The sequence below is a fragment of the Citrobacter sp. wls718 genome (genome assembly GCF_005280945.1).
GTDB classification, from domain to species: domain Bacteria; phylum Pseudomonadota; class Gammaproteobacteria; order Enterobacterales; family Enterobacteriaceae; genus Citrobacter; species Citrobacter gillenii.
Map to the genome: position 1 here is coordinate 1 of NZ_SZWV01000109.1, position 18,474 is coordinate 18,474.

The 18,474-nt window shown below is 53.1% G+C and carries 16 protein-coding genes and 1 tRNA gene; 11 read left to right on the forward strand and 6 right to left on the reverse strand.

Translation table 11 applies throughout. The annotated features are described in order from the left end of the window. Positions 1 to 70: 70 nt before the first annotated feature. Positions 71 to 146 (forward strand) — tRNA-Trp (locus FDW95_RS21745). A 103-nt stretch (positions 147 to 249) separates the two neighbouring features. Here the strand turns inward: FDW95_RS21745 and hdfR are convergent. Then, positions 250 to 1,083 carry an HTH-type transcriptional regulator HdfR gene (gene hdfR / locus FDW95_RS21750; protein ID WP_096758962.1) on the reverse strand — a complete coding sequence of 278 codons (834 nt, stop codon included), beginning with the start codon at positions 1,081 to 1,083 and terminating at the stop codon, positions 250 to 252. A 118-nt stretch (positions 1,084 to 1,201) separates the two neighbouring features. Between hdfR and maoP the strand changes: the two genes are divergently transcribed. Beyond that, the gene (gene maoP / locus FDW95_RS21755; RefSeq protein WP_096758961.1) at positions 1,202 to 1,540 is read left to right on the forward strand and encodes a macrodomain Ori organization protein MaoP; all 339 of its coding nucleotides are present in this window, start codon (positions 1,202 to 1,204) and stop codon (positions 1,538 to 1,540) included. Between the two features lie 25 nt (positions 1,541 to 1,565). On the opposite strand, the gene FDW95_RS21760 is transcribed toward maoP, so the two are convergent. Beyond that, positions 1,566 to 3,086 carry a YifB family Mg chelatase-like AAA ATPase gene (locus FDW95_RS21760; protein WP_115259865.1) on the reverse strand — a complete coding sequence of 507 codons (1,521 nt, stop codon included), beginning with the start codon at positions 3,084 to 3,086 and terminating at the stop codon, positions 1,566 to 1,568. A gap of 341 nt (positions 3,087 to 3,427) precedes the next feature. On the opposite strand from FDW95_RS21760, the gene ilvL reads away from it, so the two are divergent. The 6 genes from ilvL to ilvA all read left to right on the forward strand — a co-directional run bounded on the left by ilvL (position 3,428) and on the right by ilvA (position 9,980). Further along, complete coding sequence (ilvL, locus tag FDW95_RS21765; RefSeq protein ID WP_001311244.1) at positions 3,428 to 3,526, forward strand: ilv operon leader peptide; 99 nt, start codon at positions 3,428 to 3,430, stop codon at positions 3,524 to 3,526. A 139-nt stretch (positions 3,527 to 3,665) separates the two neighbouring features. After that, positions 3,666 to 5,312 carry an acetolactate synthase 2 catalytic subunit gene (ilvG, locus tag FDW95_RS21770; protein WP_115259864.1) on the forward strand — a complete coding sequence of 549 codons (1,647 nt, stop codon included), beginning with the start codon at positions 3,666 to 3,668 and terminating at the stop codon, positions 5,310 to 5,312. Next, on the forward strand, positions 5,309 to 5,572 hold the full coding sequence (gene ilvM / locus FDW95_RS21775) for an acetolactate synthase 2 small subunit (RefSeq protein ID WP_096758958.1): 264 nt from the start codon (positions 5,309 to 5,311) through the stop codon (positions 5,570 to 5,572). The genes ilvG and ilvM overlap by 4 nt, the downstream gene beginning before the upstream one ends. A 17-nt stretch (positions 5,573 to 5,589) precedes the next feature. Continuing rightward, positions 5,590 to 6,519 carry a branched-chain amino acid transaminase gene (locus tag FDW95_RS21780; RefSeq protein WP_096758957.1) on the forward strand — a complete coding sequence of 310 codons (930 nt, stop codon included), beginning with the start codon at positions 5,590 to 5,592 and terminating at the stop codon, positions 6,517 to 6,519. 61 nt (positions 6,520 to 6,580) lie between these two features. After that, the gene (gene ilvD / locus FDW95_RS21785) at positions 6,581 to 8,431 is read left to right on the forward strand and encodes a dihydroxy-acid dehydratase (protein ID WP_115259863.1); all 1,851 of its coding nucleotides are present in this window, start codon (positions 6,581 to 6,583) and stop codon (positions 8,429 to 8,431) included. A 4-nt stretch (positions 8,432 to 8,435) separates the two neighbouring features. Then, positions 8,436 to 9,980, forward strand: coding sequence for a threonine ammonia-lyase, biosynthetic (gene ilvA / locus FDW95_RS21790; RefSeq protein WP_115259862.1), 1,545 nt, complete (start codon positions 8,436 to 8,438; stop codon positions 9,978 to 9,980). A gap of 32 nt (positions 9,981 to 10,012) precedes the next feature. On the opposite strand, the gene ilvY is transcribed toward ilvA, so the two are convergent. Further along, positions 10,013 to 10,903 carry an HTH-type transcriptional activator IlvY gene (ilvY, locus tag FDW95_RS21795; RefSeq protein ID WP_115259861.1) on the reverse strand — a complete coding sequence of 297 codons (891 nt, stop codon included), beginning with the start codon at positions 10,901 to 10,903 and terminating at the stop codon, positions 10,013 to 10,015. Positions 10,904 to 11,054: 151 nt separating this feature from the next. Here ilvY and ilvC point away from each other — a divergent pair, with 151 nt between their 5' ends. Continuing rightward, positions 11,055 to 12,530, forward strand: a complete 1,476-nt coding sequence (ilvC, locus tag FDW95_RS21800; RefSeq protein WP_096758953.1) for a ketol-acid reductoisomerase — start codon at positions 11,055 to 11,057, stop codon at positions 12,528 to 12,530. 210 nt (positions 12,531 to 12,740) lie between these two features. Here the strand turns inward: ilvC and ppiC are convergent, their stop codons facing one another. Next, entirely contained in the window at positions 12,741 to 13,022 is a 282-nt protein-coding gene (ppiC, locus tag FDW95_RS21805; RefSeq protein ID WP_015960967.1) for a peptidylprolyl isomerase PpiC, read from the reverse strand. Positions 13,023 to 13,106: 84 nt separating this feature from the next. On the opposite strand from ppiC, the gene rep reads away from it, so the two are divergent. Then, positions 13,107 to 15,128 (forward strand): DNA helicase Rep, encoded by a 2,022-nt coding sequence (rep, locus tag FDW95_RS21810; protein WP_115259860.1) that lies wholly within the window; start codon positions 13,107 to 13,109, stop codon positions 15,126 to 15,128. Positions 15,129 to 15,175: 47 nt separating this feature from the next. Here rep and gppA read toward each other — a convergent pair whose 3' ends face one another. Further along, complete coding sequence (gene gppA / locus FDW95_RS21815) at positions 15,176 to 16,657, reverse strand: guanosine-5'-triphosphate,3'-diphosphate diphosphatase (RefSeq protein WP_115259859.1); 1,482 nt, start codon at positions 16,655 to 16,657, stop codon at positions 15,176 to 15,178. Positions 16,658 to 16,748: 91 nt separating this feature from the next. After that, on the reverse strand, positions 16,749 to 18,017 hold the full coding sequence (gene rhlB, locus FDW95_RS21820) for an ATP-dependent RNA helicase RhlB (RefSeq protein WP_096758950.1): 1,269 nt from the start codon (positions 18,015 to 18,017) through the stop codon (positions 16,749 to 16,751). Between the two features lie 117 nt (positions 18,018 to 18,134). Between rhlB and trxA the strand changes: the two genes are divergently transcribed. Continuing rightward, the gene (gene trxA / locus FDW95_RS21825; RefSeq protein WP_001280776.1) at positions 18,135 to 18,464 is read left to right on the forward strand and encodes a thioredoxin TrxA; all 330 of its coding nucleotides are present in this window, start codon (positions 18,135 to 18,137) and stop codon (positions 18,462 to 18,464) included. The last annotated feature ends 10 nt before the right edge of the window (positions 18,465 to 18,474 follow it).

Below are 18,474 nucleotides of genomic sequence, written 5' to 3' on the forward strand. Positions count from 1 at the left end.
GTCCCGTCCGTTCCGCCACTTATTAGAAAATTAAGCCTGCTACCTTAGCAGGCTTAATGATAAGAAATATAGGGGCGTAGCTCAGTTGGTAGAGCACTGGTCTCCAAAACCGGGTGTCGCGAGTTCGAGTCTCTCCGCCCCTGCCAGAAACAATCCTTAGCATTTTTGCTAAGGATTTTTTTTATCTGAAAATGACGCCACCTTCATACTGTTTATTTCCTGTTTCCGGCATCCTTGCCAGCGTCCATTTTAATCATCCAGAATATTCGTTTTCAGCAGATCGCAGATAAGCGTATGTTTATCGCTATTTTGTAGCCAGACCGCATACAACGGACGTGAAAGTGTCGTGCTGTCAGAAACTATATGGAGATCGCTTTTTGTTTTCGCCCAACACACGGGAAGCCAACTAAAACCCTTCAGTACAGGAAGTTGCTGTCTTGCTAGCTCAGCAGAACTGGTGGTTAGCACTGGTACTTCGTCGCCGGCAACTAATCCCGCTTCGTGTTGTTGAAAATCAGGTCCCCACTCCAGACGCAGATAATTCAGTTCATCTTTTGTTTGTGATGGAGCGCTGCAATAGAGCGCCAGCGTGAAATACCCCAGTAGTTGACTGCTAAATTCGTCCATTTTTGGGGATTCAGTAGTAATCAGCAGATCAAGCTGTCGTTCATGGAGTTGCTTTACTAGCGACTGGCGCTGCGCGATCCTGGCTTCAAACTGCAGGCTGGTTTGCGGCACCTGCGACTGATATAAACGACCCAGCCAGCCATTGAGCATGCATTCCCAAAGGGAAGCGCTGGCACCGATAGAGAACTCATTATGGCGTGAGGTATTTGCGACCTCCTTACGTGCTGCTTGCCACGTATTCATCAGCGTTTCAGCATATGGCAATAATTTTTCACCCGCAGCGGTTAAACGGATATTGTTTCTGTGTCGGGTGAAGAGGTTCACACCCAGTTGATTTTCCAGTTGTCTGATGCGAAAACTGACCGCCGATTGGGTCAAATAGAGCGCTTCAGCTGCCCGGCCAAAGTGGCGCGTTCGGCTAACTTCCAGGAAAGTCTTTAACAATTCCGTATCCACAACTCACTCCATAAAATTATTTGTCGTTATGATTTAAATCTTTTGTTTGACGCTCTGTCAAGCGTAACTAATACTCCGCGCCATAAATAGCTCGGCCAAAGAATTAGGAGCGTGCAGGATGGCGGAAAGCTTTACGACGACTAATCGATATTTCGACAATAAATATTACCCCCGCGGATTCTCCCGTCATGGTGATTTCACCATTAAAGAGGCACAGCTGCTTGAGCGTCACGGTTATGCCTTTAATGAGCTGGATCTGGGCAAGCGTGAGCCGGTAACTGAAGAAGAGAAGTTGTTTGTGGCGGTATGCCGTGGTGAACGTGAGCCGGTTACCGAAGCGGAACGTGTGTGGTCTAAATACATGACGCGTATTAAGCGTCCAAAACGTTTCCACACGCTGTCTGGCGGCAAACCTCAGGTAGAAGGTGCGGAAGATTACACCGAGTCAGAGGATTAATAAAAAAAGGGCGAAAGCCCTTTTTTTATGCCAGTAGTTTCTGTAAATGGATTAACAACCTGTCTATTGCCCGATAGCCAACGGCTTCCTGTAAATGTTGACGGGTGATCTGGTCACATTGCTCAATATCTGCAATTGTGCGAGCGACCTTTATCAAGCGCAGCCATGCGCGGATGGACAATCCAAGATGTGCTAACGTTTCCTCCAGCCAGCGTGCGTCATCCCTGTGTAAGACGCAGAATTGATGTATATCCTGGCTGCCCAGATGCGCATTTAACTTATTTTGCCGCTGATACTGGCGCTCACGCGCGGCCATAACCCGTTTCTTCACCGTCTCACTGTCTTCTCCCTTTGCTGCTCGCTGACTGAGTATACCGGGCGGTGGAAGGGGTATTTCGAGGGACAAATCGAAGCGGTCGAGAAAAGGGCCAGATAAGCGATTGAGGTAACGTAGCGTTTGCTCTGGGGTACAACGGTTGTGGTTTCCCTGATAGTGCCCTGTTGGGCTTGGATTCATTGCTGCTATCAATTGAAAGCGTGCCGGGTAGGTTATTTTTGCCCGGGTGCGTGATAAATGAATCTGTCCGGATTCAATAGGCTCACGCAGGGCATCCAGCGTACGGCGTTCAAACTCGGGCAATTCATCCAGAAATAATATGCCGTTATGTGCCAGAGAAATCTCACCCGGTGCCGGTATCGATCCTCCTCCTACCATTGCGGTTAAGGACGCGCTGTGATGGGGTGAGCGAAAGGGGCGTTGCTTCCACTGTTTTTGTATGGTGTCGGAATTGACCAGGCTGAGAATTGCCGCGCTTTCCAGAGCCTCATCATTGCTTAACGGTGGTAACAATCCGCGAAGGCGACTGGCAAGCATCGTTTTTCCCGTACCCGGCGGGCCGATGAGCAAGAGATTGTGGCCGCCTGCAGCGGTAATCTCCAGCCCTCGCTTGCCCTGTTCCTGGCCGATGACGTCACTGAGGTCATCAGATGAGCCTGAAGGTGGAATCTCTACGCAAACAGGCCTTTCTAATTCATGCTTACCTTCGAGAAATGCGCACACGGCTTGCAGGTGATCGGCAATCAGGCAGCCCTCGCCGTGTATTAGCCCCACTTCTGCAGCGTTCTCTTTTGCGACAATAATTCGCCTACCTGCGCGAATTGCTTCAGTTGCGCTGGATATTGCTCCGGGAACGCCACGTAGAGCACCTGTAAGCGCTAGTTCACCGACTAACTCATAAGTATCGAGATTATGTGTTGTAAGCTGCTCTGACGCAGCCAGAAGCGCAATGGCGATAGGTAAATCATATCTCCCTCCTTCTTTAGGCAGATCTGCCGGGGCAAGGTTGATGGTTATCTTCTTGGCCGGAAATTCATACCCGCTATTAATAATCGCACTGCGAACTCGATCTCGAGCCTCTTTCACGGTGGTTTCGGGTAGTCCAACCATGGTTAAACCGGGCAAGCCATTACTAATATGGACTTCAATAGTAATGGGTGGTGCATTGACGCCTAATGCGGCGCGCGTGTGGACTATCGACAGTGACATAACCCCTCCTGATGCAGGCATTATGTCTTAATAGATGGCGACGATATCTTGCTTGATTGATACTTTTAGATGCTGATTCATGTATTTTTATGCAAGGGTTAATATTTTACGTAACCTCTGGAACAACGCTCACAAGCGCCGCCTGCAGAGGGAAAACATGATCGTGTTTACTGAATAACGTGAAATATTTTCATTTTCTATTTTTTGTATAAAAAACAACGCGATTTATAGAAACCGTTAACCGTGTCAGAAAAATGAATGCAGAAATATCTTGTGCCATAGTGAAACTCTATGGTAACTCTTTAGGTATTCCTTCGAACAAGATGCAAGAAAATACAAAAATGACAGCCCTTCTACGAGTGATTAGCCTGGTCGTGATTAGCGTGGTGGTGATTATTATCCCACCGTGCGGGGCTGCACTTGGACGAGGAAAGGCTTAAAAAACAAGCCTTAACGAACTAAGACCCCCGCACCGAAAGGTTCGGGGGTTTTTTTTGACCTTAAAAACTTAAACGAGGAGCAGAAAGTGAACACTAGCATAAAATTCTGTTTCTCAAGATTTACGGCGGGGATGTAACTATGAATGGGGCACAGTGGGTGGTACATGCGTTGCGTGCACAAGGGGTGAAAACCGTCTTTGGCTATCCCGGTGGCGCAATTATGCCGGTTTACGATGCGTTGTACGACGGCGGCGTAGAACACCTGTTGTGTCGACACGAGCAGGGGGCGGCGATGGCGGCGATTGGCTATGCCCGCTCAACCGGTAAAACCGGTGTCTGTATCGCGACTTCCGGTCCTGGTGCAACCAACCTGATCACCGGCCTGGCAGATGCGCTGTTAGATTCCGTTCCCGTTGTGGCGATCACTGGTCAAGTCTCTTCCCCGTTTATCGGCACCGATGCGTTCCAGGAAGTGGATGTACTCGGCATGTCGCTGTCATGTACCAAACATAGTTTCCTGGTGCAGTCGCTGGAAGAGTTGCCGCGTATCATGGCCGAGGCCTTCGACGTGGCGAACTCTGGTCGTCCGGGTCCGGTTCTGGTTGATATCCCGAAAGACATTCAGTTAGCCAGTGGTACGCTGGAGCCCTATTTCACCACCGTCGAAAACGTAGTTGCTTTCCCACATGCTGAGATTGAACAAGCCCGCAAGATGTTGGCGAAGGCACAGAAACCCGTGCTGTACGTAGGTGGTGGCGTAGGGATGGCGCAGGCAGTTCCAGCGCTGCGTGAGTTTATCGCCGCAACGCATGTGCCGGTGGTTTGTACGTTGAAAGGCCTTGGCGCGGTGGATGCAGATTACCCGTACTATCTGGGTATGCTGGGCATGCATGGCACCAAAGCGGCAAACTTTGCGGTGCAGGAGTGCGATTTGCTGATCGCCGTCGGTGCGCGTTTTGATGACCGGGTGACTGGCAAGCTGAACACTTTCGCCCCCAATGCCAGCGTGATCCACATGGATATCGATCCGGCCGAGATGAACAAACTGCGCCTGGCACACGTTGCGCTGCAAGGCGATTTAAATACGCTGTTACCTGCATTGCAACAACCGCTGGCCATCAACGAATGGTGCCAGTATGCCGCCGACATGCGTGCAGAACATGCCTGGCGCTATGATCATCCGGGGGAGGCTATTTACGCTCCGCTGTTGTTAAAACAGCTGTCCGAAAGGAAACATAAGGATAGCGTGGTGACGACGGATGTTGGTCAGCATCAGATGTGGTCAGCACAACACATGACCTACACTCGCCCGGAGAACTTCATCACCTCCAGCGGCCTGGGGACGATGGGCTTTGGCTTACCTGCAGCAGTGGGGGCGCAGGTGGCCCGTCCGAATGATACGGTCATCTGTATCTCCGGTGATGGCTCCTTCATGATGAATGTGCAGGAGCTGGGCACCGTAAAACGCAAGCAGTTGCCGCTGAAAATCGTCTTACTCGACAACCAGCGGTTAGGCATGGTGCGACAATGGCAGCAGCTGTTTTTCCAGGAACGCTATAGCGAAACTACCCTGACCGATAATCCCGATTTCCTTATGTTGGCCGGCGCCTTCGGCATCCCTGGCCAACACATCACCCGTAAAGACCAGGTTGAAGCGGCTCTCGACACCATGCTGAACAGTAATGGGCCATACCTGCTTCATGTCTCAATCGACGAACTTGAGAATGTCTGGCCTCTGGTACCTCCTGGTGCCAGTAACTCAGAAATGCTGGAGAAATCATCATGATGCAACATCAGGTCGCCGTTGAGGCTCGTTTCAATCCGGAAACGTTAGAACGTGTTTTGCGCGTGGTACGCCATCGTGGTTTTCAGGTGTGCTCCATGAATATGAATGCTGCCAGCGATGCGCAGAATATAAATATTGAATTGACCGTTGCCAGCCCACGGTCGGTCGACTTACTGTTTAGTCAGTTAAGTAAACTGGTCGATGTTGCACATGTTGCTATCTGCCAGAGCACAACCACATCACAACAAATTCGCGCCTGAGCGCAAAAGGAAGAGAAATGACGACGAAAAAAGCTGATTTCATTTGGTCTAATGGCGAGATGATTCGTTGGGAAGACGCGAAGGTTCACGTGATGTCCCATGCGCTGCACTACGGTACATCAGTATTTGAAGGTATCCGTTGCTATGATTCTCACAAAGGGCCGGTGGTGTTCCGTCATCGCGAGCACATGCAGCGTCTGCGTGATTCAGCCAAAATTTATCGTTTTCCGGTTTCTCAGAGCGTTGATGAGTTGATGGAAGCTTGCCGTGCGGTGATCCGTAAAAATAACCTGACCAGTGCGTACATCCGCCCGCTGGTGTTTGTTGGCGATGTCGGCATGGGCGTTAACCCACCGGCGGGATACACCACGGATGTGATCATTGCTGCGTTCCCGTGGGGGGCTTACCTGGGTGCTGATGCCCTGGATCAGGGGATCGACGCGATGGTTTCTTCCTGGAACCGTGTCGCACCCAACACCATTCCTACCGCCGCCAAGGCGGGTGGTAACTACCTGTCTTCACTGCTGGTGGGTAGCGAAGCGCGTCGTCATGGTTATCAGGAAGGTATTGCGCTGGATGTGAACGGCTACATCTCCGAAGGCGCGGGTGAAAACCTGTTTGAAGTTAAAGACGGCATTCTGTTTACTCCACCGTTTACCTCTTCCGCGCTGCCGGGCATCACACGTGATGCGATTATCAAACTGGCGAAAGACCTCGATATCGAAGTGCGTGAACAGGTGCTGTCTCGCGAGTCGTTGTATCTGGCCGATGAAGTGTTCATGTCCGGTACGGCGGCAGAAATTACCCCGGTGCGCAGCGTTGATGGTATCCAGGTGGGTGAAGGCCGTTGTGGCCCGGTCACCAAGCGCATTCAGCAGGCCTTCTTTGGCCTCTTCACCGGTGAAACGGAAGATAAATACGGCTGGTTGGATCAGGTTAATCACTAAGTATAAATTTGGGACGGCACGCACCGTCCCATTTAAATAGTCAGACGGGAGTAAATAAAGCATGCCTAAGTATCGTTCCGCCACAACAACACATGGCCGCAATATGGCGGGAGCCCGCGCGCTGTGGCGCGCTACCGGGATGACTGACGATGACTTCGGTAAGCCGATTATCGCCGTCGTAAACTCGTTTACCCAGTTCGTGCCGGGCCACGTGCATCTGCGCGATCTCGGTAAGCTGGTTGCCGAACAGATCGAAGCCTCCGGCGGCGTAGCCAAAGAGTTTAATACTATCGCCGTGGATGACGGTATCGCCATGGGCCACGGGGGCATGCTGTATTCCCTGCCGTCACGTGAGCTGATCGCCGATTCGGTGGAGTACATGGTGAACGCCCACTGCGCCGATGCGATGGTCTGTATCTCTAACTGCGACAAAATCACCCCGGGGATGTTAATGGCTTCCCTGCGCCTGAACATCCCGGTGATCTTTGTGTCCGGTGGCCCGATGGAAGCCGGTAAAACCAAACTCTCAGATCAGATAATCAAACTCGATCTGGTGGATGCGATGATTCAGGGTGCGGACCCGAAAGTCTCTGATTCGCAAAGCGATCAGATTGAGCGCTCCGCCTGTCCGACCTGTGGTTCCTGTTCGGGGATGTTCACCGCTAACTCGATGAACTGCCTGACTGAAGCGCTGGGCCTGTCGCAGCCGGGTAACGGTTCGCTGCTGGCCACCCACGCCGATCGTAAACAGCTGTTCCTCAATGCGGGTTCACGTATCGTTGAGCTGACCAAACGCTATTACGAACAGAATGATGATTCTGCGCTGCCGCGCAATATTGCCAACAAGGCGGCGTTTGAAAATGCCATGACCCTGGATATCGCCATGGGGGGTTCCACAAATACCGTTCTGCACCTGCTGGCGGCTGCACAGGAAGCTGAAATCGACTTCACCATGAGTGATATCGACAAGCTGTCCCGCAAAGTGCCACAGCTGTGTAAAGTCGCGCCGAGCACCCAGAAATACCATATGGAAGATGTTCACCGCGCGGGCGGTGTGCTGGGGATTTTAGGCGAGTTGGATCGTGCCGAGTTATTGAATCGCGATGTGAAAAACGTGCTGGGGTTGACCCTGCCGCAAACCCTGGATCGCTATGATGTCATGCTGACCCAGGATGAGGCGGTGAAAAACATGTTCCGCGCCGGCCCGGCGGGCGTTCGTACCACCCAGGCGTTCTCGCAGGATTGTCGCTGGGACACGCTGGATGACGATCGCGCTGAAGGCTGTATCCGCTCGCTGGAACACGCTTACAGCAAAGACGGCGGTCTGGCGGTACTGTACGGTAACTTTGCGGAAAACGGCTGTATCGTGAAAACCGCAGGCGTGGATGACAGTATCCTGAAATTCACCGGCCCGGCGAAAGTCTACGAAAGTCAGGATGATGCCGTTGAAGCTATCCTCGGTGGCAAAGTGGTTGCTGGTGATGTGGTGGTGATTCGCTACGAAGGACCGAAAGGCGGACCAGGGATGCAGGAAATGCTCTACCCAACTACCTTCCTGAAATCCATGGGGCTGGGTAAAGCCTGTGCCTTGATCACCGACGGTCGTTTCTCCGGCGGGACGTCAGGTCTGTCTATCGGTCACGTTTCTCCGGAAGCGGCGAGCGGCGGTAACATCGCGATTATTGAAGATGGCGACATGATTGCGATTGATATCCCGAATCGTGGCATTGAGCTGTTGTTGAGCGATGCGGAGATCGCGGCCCGTCGTGAAGCGCAGGATGCTCGCGGTGACAAAGCCTGGACGCCAAAAGATCGCCAGCGTCAGGTCTCCTTCGCGCTGCGTGCCTATGCCAGCCTGGCAACCAGCGCTGACAAAGGCGCGGTGCGCGATAAATCGAAGCTGGGGGGCTAATACCATGGCTGATTCACAACCCCTGTCCGGCTCTCCTGAGGGGGCAGAATATCTCAGGGCGGTGCTGCGTGCGCCGGTCTATGAAGCGGTGCAGGTTACACCGCTGCAAAAAATGGAAAAACTCTCTTCGCGCCTCGATAACGTGGTCCTGGTGAAGCGCGAAGACCGACAGCCGGTACACAGTTTCAAGCTGCGCGGGGCCTACGCGATGATGGCGGGCCTGACTGAAGCGCAAAAAGCGCAGGGCGTGATCACCGCGTCGGCAGGAAACCATGCTCAGGGCGTGGCCTTCTCCTCTGCGCGCCTTGGGGTGAAGGCGCTGATCGTCATGCCAACGGCTACCGCGGATATCAAAGTCGATGCCGTTCGCAGTTTCGGTGGCGAAGTGCTGCTGCACGGTGCCAATTTTGATGAAGCGAAAGCCAAAGCGATTGAACTGGCACAGCAACAAGGTTTCACCTGGGTTCCGCCATTCGATCACCCGATGGTGATTGCCGGGCAGGGCACACTGGCGCTTGAGCTGCTGCAGCAGGATGCGCATCTCGATCGGATATTTGTTCCGGTTGGCGGCGGCGGTCTGGCGGCGGGTGTGGCGGTGCTGATTAAACAGCTGATGCCACAAATCAAAGTTATTGCCGTGGAAGCCGAAGACTCAGCCTGCCTGAAGGCGGCACTGGATGCGGGCCACCCGGTCGATCTGCCGCGCGTAGGCCTGTTTGCTGAAGGCGTGGCGGTGAAACGCATCGGTGATGAAACCTTCCGCCTGTGTCAGGAATACCTCGACGACATTATCACCGTTGATAGCGATGCAATCTGCGCGGCGATGAAAGACTTGTTCGAAGACGTGCGTGCGGTGGCGGAGCCGTCTGGCGCACTGGCGCTGGCGGGGATGAAAAAATACATCGCCCAGCACAATATTCGTGGTGAACGTCTGGCGCACGTGCTGTCCGGTGCCAACGTCAATTTCCACGGCCTGCGCTATGTGTCTGAACGCTGCGAGCTGGGTGAACAACGTGAAGCGCTGCTAGCGGTGACAATCCCGGAAGAAAAGGGGAGTTTCCTGAAATTCTGCCAGCTGTTGGGTGGACGTTCGGTGACCGAATTTAACTACCGGTTTGCCGATGCGAAAGATGCCTGCATTTTTGTCGGCGTACGCCTGAGCCGCGGTCTGGAAGAGCGCAAAGAAATCCTCCAGTTGCTTAGCGACGGCGGTTACAGCGTGGTGGATCTGTCCGATGATGAAATGGCCAAGCTACACGTGCGCTATATGGTCGGTGGACGCCCCTCGAAACCGCTACAGGAACGTCTTTACAGCTTTGAGTTCCCCGAGTCGCCAGAGGCGCTGCTGAAATTCCTGCATACCTTAGGGACCCACTGGAATATCTCGTTGTTCCATTATCGCAGTCACGGCACCGACTATGGTCGCGTGCTGGCGGCGTTTGAATTGGGCGATCATGAGCCGGATTTTGAAACGCGGATCAACGAACTGGGCTACGACTGCCATGATGAGAGTCATAACCCGGCGTTCAGGTTCTTTCTGGCAGGGTAGGCCGGATAAGGCGCTTGTGCCGCCATCCGGCATTAGTGGCCAGGCAGCAAGCTCCAGAATGCCTCAATCAGCGGCTCATGCAGCCGCTTTTTTTGTACGCAAACGCCCAGCTCAAACGGCGTTTTCTCGTCGCTACGTTCTAAAATCATCACGCGGTTACGCACCGGCTCCGGACTGTTTTCCAGCACTACTTCCGGCAGCAGAGCCACGCCGCAGCCCAGCGCCACCATCGAGACCATCGCCTCGTGACCGCCGACCGTGGCATAGATTGATGGATTACTGATTTTATGACGGCGGAACCACAGCTCAATGCGGCGGCGTACCGGGCCCTGGTCGGCCATGATAAACGGCACAGTGGACCAGTCGGGATCATCGATGGACACCTGATTGCGTACCGGACACGGCAATGCCGGAGCAATTAACACCACCGCCAGATTTTCCAGCATAGAGAATGCCACCGCACCAGGCAGGGTTTCCGGTTTCCCGGCTATTGCCAGATCCGCTTCTCCGGTGACCACTTTTTCCATCGCATCGGCGGCATCGCCGGTAGACAGTTTAATTTCGACCGACGGGTGTTCTGCGCGAAAGCGATCAAGGATTGGCGGCAGATGGCTGTAGGCGGCGGTGACCGAACAGAAGATATGCAGCTCGCCCGACAGCGAGGGTCCCTGCTGATCGAGGGTGTGGCGCAGTTGCTGATACTGCAATAACGTCTGCTGGGCAAAAATGCGCAGCTCTTCGCCCGCTTCGGTCAGCGTGACCGTGCGGTTATCCCGCACGAACAGCGCCTGGCCAAGATCCTCTTCGAGTCGCTGAATCTGCCGGGAAAGCGTGGAGGGGCTGACGTGCATCGCCCGCGCGCTGCGGCCAAAGTGGCGGCTTTCCGCCAGGTGCAGGAAGGTTTTTAGATCGCGTAAATCCACGGCTCGCACTCCACGATTTTACATTGCAAAAATTGCAACGTGATGTTGTGAATATATCAATTTCCGCAATAAATTTCCTGTCATATAGTGGGTTCATTCTCGCAAAAGCGAACCGAACAATAAGACACACAACATCACGGAGTACACCATCATGGCTAACTACTTTAATACACTGAACCTGCGCCAGCAGCTGGCACAGCTGGGTAAATGTCGCTTTATGGGCCGCGATGAATTCGCCGATGGCGCGAGCTACCTTCAGGGTAAAAAAGTGGTCATCATCGGCTGTGGCGCTCAGGGTCTGAACCAAGGCCTGAACATGCGTGACTCCGGTCTGGATATCGCCTACGCACTGCGTAAAGAGGCGATTGCTGAGAAGCGCGCCTCATGGCGTAAAGCGACCGAAAACGGCTTTAAAGTCGGTACCTACGAAGAGCTGGTTCCGCAGGCTGACCTGGTGGTTAACCTGACGCCAGACAAACAGCACTCCGATGTGGTGCGTTCCGTACAGCCGCTGATGAAAGACGGCGCGGCGCTGGGCTATTCCCACGGTTTCAACATCGTGGAAGTGGGCGAACAGATCCGTAAAGACATTACCGTCGTGATGGTTGCGCCGAAGTGCCCGGGTACCGAAGTGCGTGAAGAGTACAAACGCGGTTTCGGCGTACCGACCCTGATTGCGGTTCACCCGGAAAACGACCCGAAAGGCGAAGGCATGGCAATTGCTAAAGCTTGGGCAGCCGCAACCGGCGGTCACCGTGCGGGTGTGCTGGAATCCTCTTTCGTCGCGGAAGTGAAATCTGACCTGATGGGCGAGCAGACTATCCTGTGCGGTATGCTGCAGGCCGGTTCTCTGCTGTGTTTCGACAAGCTGGTGGAAGAAGGAACTGATCCGGCATACGCGGAAAAACTGATTCAGTTCGGCTGGGAAACCATCACCGAAGCGCTGAAGCAGGGCGGCATCACCCTGATGATGGACCGTCTGTCTAACCCGGCGAAACTGCGTGCTTATGCGCTGTCCGAACAGCTGAAAGAAATCATGGCGCCGCTGTTCCAGAAACATATGGACGACATCATCTCCGGCGAATTCTCTTCCGGCATGATGGCTGACTGGGCTAACGACGATAAGAAACTGCTGACCTGGCGTGAAGAGACCGGTAAAACCGCGTTCGAAACCGCCGCTCAGTTTGACGGTAAAATCGGTGAGCAGGAGTACTTCGATAAAGGCGTTCTGATGATCGCGATGGTGAAAGCGGGCGTTGAGCTGGCATTCGAAACCATGGTGGATTCCGGCATCATCGAAGAGTCGGCTTACTACGAATCACTGCATGAGCTGCCGTTGATTGCCAACACCATCGCCCGTAAGCGTCTGTATGAAATGAACGTGGTGATTTCCGATACCGCTGAGTACGGTAACTACCTGTTCTCTTACGCTTGCGTACCGCTGCTGAAAGAGTTCATGACCACGCTGCAAACTGGTGACCTGGGCAAAGCCATTGCTGAAGGTGCGGTAGATAACGCTCAGCTGCGTGACGTCAACGATGCTATTCGTAGCCATGCGATTGAAGAAGTTGGCCAGAAACTGCGCGGCTACATGACTGACATGAAGCGTATCGCCGTCGCAGGCTAATTCCCCGTCGTCTTTCAACTTGCTGATGCGTTGGCTACGTTCGTACACCCCAGTCACATAGTTATCTATGTGACTGGAGATGAACTTCCTTGCCGCCTTCCGCTAAGACGAAATGCATAGAAGAATGTCATATTTATAGAATTTAGTAGGCCTGATAAGCGAAGCGTCATCAGGCAAAAAAGCCCGGAGGTTTATACTCCGGGCTTTCTATTAGTTGCGGTACAGCACCTTAATGATGTGGTAACCGAACTGGGTGTGCAGCGGGCCTGTTGGCTCCAGCACCGGGCAGGAGAAGACCACTTTATCAAACGCCGGAACCATCTGGCCCTGACGGAATTCACCCAGGTGGCCGCCTTTCTTACCTGACGGGCAGGTGGAGTGTTTCTTCGCCAGCTTCTCGAAGTCGGCACCATTTTTAATTTGCTCCAGAAGATCCAGTGCCAGTTTCTCTTCTTTAACAAGGATATGCAGTGCTGCTGCTGTTTTTGCCATGATCGTGCCTTGAGTGGGGTGGTTGAGGCTGGCTATACTACCATGCTCTAAATCTCCCCTCCCGACTTTCATTGAGTGATCTTTATGCGTTTAAACCCCGGACAACAACAAGCCGTCGAATTCGTCACCGGACCCTGCCTGGTGCTGGCGGGTGCTGGCTCCGGCAAAACCCGCGTGATCACCAACAAAATTGCGCACCTAATCCGCGTTTGCGGCTATCAGGCACGGCATATTGCGGCGGTGACCTTTACCAACAAGGCCGCGCGTGAGATGAAAGAGCGTGTGGCGCAGACGTTGGGCCGTAAAGAGGCGCGCGGGCTGATGATCTCCACCTTCCACACCCTGGGGCTGGACATTATCAAGCGTGAATACGCAGCGCTGGGCATGAAGTCGAACTTTTCATTGTTCGATGACACCGACCAGGTGGCGTTGCTGAAGGAATTGACCGAAGGGCTCATCGAAGACGATAAGTTGATCCTCCAACAGCTGATCTCGACGATCTCCAACTGGAAAAACGATCTGATGACGCCTTCACAGGCGGCAGCCAGCGCCAAAGGCGAGCGCGATCGTATTTTTGCCCACTGCTACGGTTTGTACGACGCGCACATGAAAGCGTGTAACGTCCTCGATTTTGACGATCTGATTTTGCTGCCTACGCTGCTGCTTCAGCGCAATGAAGAGGTCCGTGAACGCTGGCAGAACAAGATTCGTTATCTGCTGGTGGATGAATATCAGGATACCAACACCAGCCAGTACGAGCTGGTAAAACTGCTGGTGGGTAGCCGTGCGCGCTTTACCGTGGTGGGCGATGACGACCAGTCTATCTATTCCTGGCGCGGTGCACGTCCGCAAAACCTGGTGCTGCTGAGCAAAGATTTCCCGGCGTTGCAGGTGGTTAAGCTGGAACAGAACTACCGTTCTTCCGGACGTATCCTGAAAGCGGCAAACATCCTCATTGCCAACAACCCACATGTTTTTGAAAAACGACTTTTTTCCGAGCTGGGTTACGGTGTCGAACTTAAGGTATTAAGCGCCAATAACGAAGAACATGAAGCAGAGCGCGTGACCGGCGAACTGATTGCCCACCACTTTGTTAACAAGACGCAGTATAAAGATTACGCGATTCTGTACCGCGGTAATCATCAGTCGCGGGTGTTCGAAAAATTCCTGATGCAGAACCGCATCCCGTACAAAATTTCTGGCGGCACGTCGTTTTTCTCCCGTCCGGAGATTAAAGATCTGCTAGCCTATCTGCGGGTACTGAGTAACCCGGATGATGACAGCGCATTTCTGCGTATTGTGAATACGCCAAAACGTGAAATTGGTCCAGCGACGCTGCAAAAACTGGGCGAGTGGGCGATGACGCGTAATAAAAGCTTGTTCACCGCCAGCTTTGATATGGGGCTTAGCCAGACGCTAACCGGGCGCGGCTATGAGTCGCTGACCCGCTTTACACAGTGGTTGGGTGAAATTCAGCGCCTGGCCGAGCGTGACCCGATTGCGGCTGTGCGCGATCTGATCCACGGTATTGACTACGAATCGTGGCTCTATGAAACCTCACCCAGCCCGAAAGCTGCCGAAATGCGTATGAAAAACGTCAATACACTCTTCAGTTGGATGACGGAAATGCTGGAAGGTAGTGATATTGATGAACCGATGACGCTGACCCAGGTTGTTACCCGCTTTACCCTGCGCGACATGATGGAACGTGGCGAGAGTGAAGAAGAGTTGGATCAGGTACAACTCATGACGTTACATGCCTCCAAAGGACTGGAGTTCCCGTACGTGTTTATGGTGGGCATGGAAGAAGGCTTTTTGCCACATCAGAGCAGCATTGATGAAGATAACATCGATGAAGAACGTCGTCTGGCCTATGTTGGCATCACTCGCGCGCAGAAAGAACTGATTTTTACACTGTGTAAAGAGCGTCGTCAGTACGGTGAACTGGTGCGCCCGGAGCCGAGTCGTTTTCTGCTGGAATTACCGCAGGACGATATTATCTGGGAGAAGGAGCGAAAAGTGGTCAGCGCTGAGGAGCGGATGCAGAAAGGACAAGCCAGCATCGCGAATATTCGGGCAATGATGGCGAAAGCAAAAGAGAAGTAGGTTTTTGTAGGCCGGATAAGCGTAGGCTATCCGGCAATACTTGAGGGTTAGTGCACTTCTAAAGGCCAATGGACATAGCTTTGCCACTGGCTTTCCTGATCGATAAGCTCTTTACCCAGCGGATGATGCACCAGCCAGCCTTCAGGCAGCGTTATCGTAAGATGTTCATTCTTTGCTTCGAGATGAATTTCCGGTACTAAATCGTCCCGGCGACGGCTGGCAAAAATGATCGCCAGACGGAGCAAACGGCAAAGATGTTCCGCAATACGCGGCGGCACCGCGTTTTGCTGGTGGAGCGAAGAGAGATCGACCGGGTTGGTTTGGTTGAGTAACAGCGTGGCTAACAGTTTTTTCTGTGCGGGGGTAAATCCCGGAAGATCGAGATTGCGCACCAGATAGGCCGCGTGCTGCGGCGCTTGCTTAAAATCGACGCTAAGTCCAATTTCATGCAACTGACAGGCACTAATCAGTAGTTCGCGGCTGATAGCTTCCAAATGCCACTTTTTATCTACTTGATCGAGGAACTTACTTGCCAGGTTAGCGACACGATGCGCCTGATCGGTATCGACCATAAATCGACGCTGAATATTTCTCAACGTGCGACTGCGAATGTCCTGGTCCACGGCCAGATGCAGCATGCCATAGACCAAACCTTCACGTAATGCGCCGCCAGCAAGGGTCATACACTGGATATTGAGCTCAGTGAAAATGGCGATCAGGATTGCCAGTCCGCTGGGGAACACCAGCGCACGTTCCAGCGTTAACCCTTCGATTTCCAGCTCTTCAAGACGTCCGCAATGAATAGCGCGCTGCTTTAGTTGCTGAAGTTTTGCCAGCGTAATGCGCTCGTCCATGCCCTGCGCCATCATGATTTCCTGTAGTGCCTGTACGGTGCCAGAAGCCCCGACACACACTTTCCAGCCGTGAAAACGTAGATTGTCAGCGACAGGACGCAAGACTTCACGCGCCGCCTTCTCTGCCTCGTCAAAGTTTTCCTGCGCCAGATTTCGATCGGTAAAGTACCGTTCGAGCCACGTGACGCAGCCCATTGACAGGCTAAACAAGGAGGTGGTTTGTGCACCAGAGCCGGTGACCAGTTCGGTACTGGCTCCGCCGATATCGACGACCAGACGCTGATCGGCACCGCCGGTGGTGTGGGCAACCCCCTGATAAATCAGCCGGGCTTCTTCTTCACCGCTAATAACCTGAACGGCACAGCCGAGGATCTCTTGCGCTTTGGCAATAAAAATGTCGGCATTGGTGGCGATACGCAGCGTTGCCGTGGCAACCACGCGAATTTGTGGCTGAGGAATATCCTGCAGGCGCTCTGCAAACAGCCGTAGACACTGCCAACCGCGCTCCATGGCTTCAGCAGAGAGCGCATTATCACTATTCAGGCCAGCGGCCAGACGCACTTTGCGTTTAATCCGCGTGAGCGTCTGGATGCTTCCCGCTACCTCGCGTACAACCAGCATATGAAAACTATTGGAGCCGAGATCGATTGCTGCATACAACGAGGTAGAATTCATACACTTCATCCTTCAACCTGTATCTGTGTTGGCTGCGTTTTCTCACCGCCTTGATACAGGCTGAATGATTTTGTGTATGGCATAACGTTTCTTAACCTGAACGACGACGATTACGCGGAGCACCACCGGTGCGGCGTGGGCCATTGCCAGGGCGCGTTCGCGTCAGGCGAAGCGGCTTCGGCAAATCGGTCATCAGTGCATCCGGGTTATACTTGCTGACCGGAATCGAATGGCCGATATAGGTCTCGATGGCAGGTAAATTCAACGCGTACTCTTCACAGGCCAGGCTGATGGAGTGTCCGCTTGCGCCTGCACGGCCGGTACGGCCAATACGGTGTACGTAGTCTTCGCAGTCATCCGGCAGGTCATAGTTAAATACATGCGTAACAGCCGGAATATGCAGACCACGCGCGGCAACGTCGGTTGCAACCAGAATGTCGAGATCGCCACGGGTGAACTCTTCCAGAATGCGCAGACGTTTTTTCTGTGCCACGTCACCGGTCAGCAGGCCGACGCGATGGCCGTCAGCGGCAAGGCTGCCCCAAATATCTTCGCAACGGTGCTTGGTGTTTGCAAAAACAATGGCGCGATCTGGCCACTCTTCTTCGATCAGCGTTTGCAGTAAACGCATTTTCTCTTCGTTTGAAGGATAGAAGAGCTCTTCTTTGATACGGTGGCCCGTCTTCTGTTCCGGTTCGACTTCTACGTACTCGGCGTTGTTCATTTGTTCGAACGCCAGTTCGCGAACGCGGTAAGAGAGGGTCGCGGAAAACAGCATATTCAGACGCTGGTTGGTTGGCGGCATCCGACGGAACAGCCAGCGGATATCTTTAATAAAGCCCAGATCGTACATGCGATCGGCTTCATCCAGTACCACGACCTGAATGGCACCCAGGTTGATGTGGTTCTGTTTTGCGTAGTCAATGAGACGGCCCGTGGTGCCGATAAGGATATCGACGCCGCTTTCCAGCACTTTCAGCTGTTTGTCGTAACCGTCGCCGCCATAAGCCAGGCCTAATTTCAGACCGGTAGTTTGCGCCAGCGGTTCCGCATCGGCATGGATCTGCACGGCTAACTCACGCGTTGGCGCCATAATTAGCGCACGCGGTTGGTTCACCTTGCGATCGGCAATCGCGGGATGAGAGAGAAGATAATGAAACGTTGACGTCAGAAACGCCATCGTTTTCCCGGTTCCGGTTTGCGCCTGTCCTGCGACATCACGACCTGCCAGCGTTAGCGGGAGGGCCAGTGCCTGAATGGGCGTGCAATTATGAAACCCTTTATTTTCAAGGGCTTCTATCACCTGTGGGTGCAGTGCGAAGTCGGAAAACTTCTGTTCTGTTAAATGTGTTTTGCTCATAGTGTGGTAGAATATCAGCTTACTATTGCTTTACGAAAGCGTATACGGTGAAATAAAGTCAACCTTTAGTTGGTTAATGCTACACCAACACACCAGGCTTTTTCCTGTGGAGTTATTATGAGCGATAAAATTATTCACCTGACAGACGACAGTTTTGACACGGATGTACTCAAAGCGGACGGAGCTATCCTCGTTGATTTCTGGGCAGAGTGGTGCGGTCCGTGCAAAATGATCGCTCCAATTCTGGATGAAATCGCTGACGAGTATCAGGGTAAATTGACGGTTGCGAAACTGAACATTGACCAAAACCCAGGCACCGCACCGAAATATGGTATCCGTGGTATCCCGACCCTGCTGCTGTTTAAAAACGGCGAAGTTGCGGCGACAAAAGTCGGCGCACTGTCCAAAGGTCAGCTAAAAGAGTTCCTCGACGCTAACCTGGCGTAAGATGGAATTA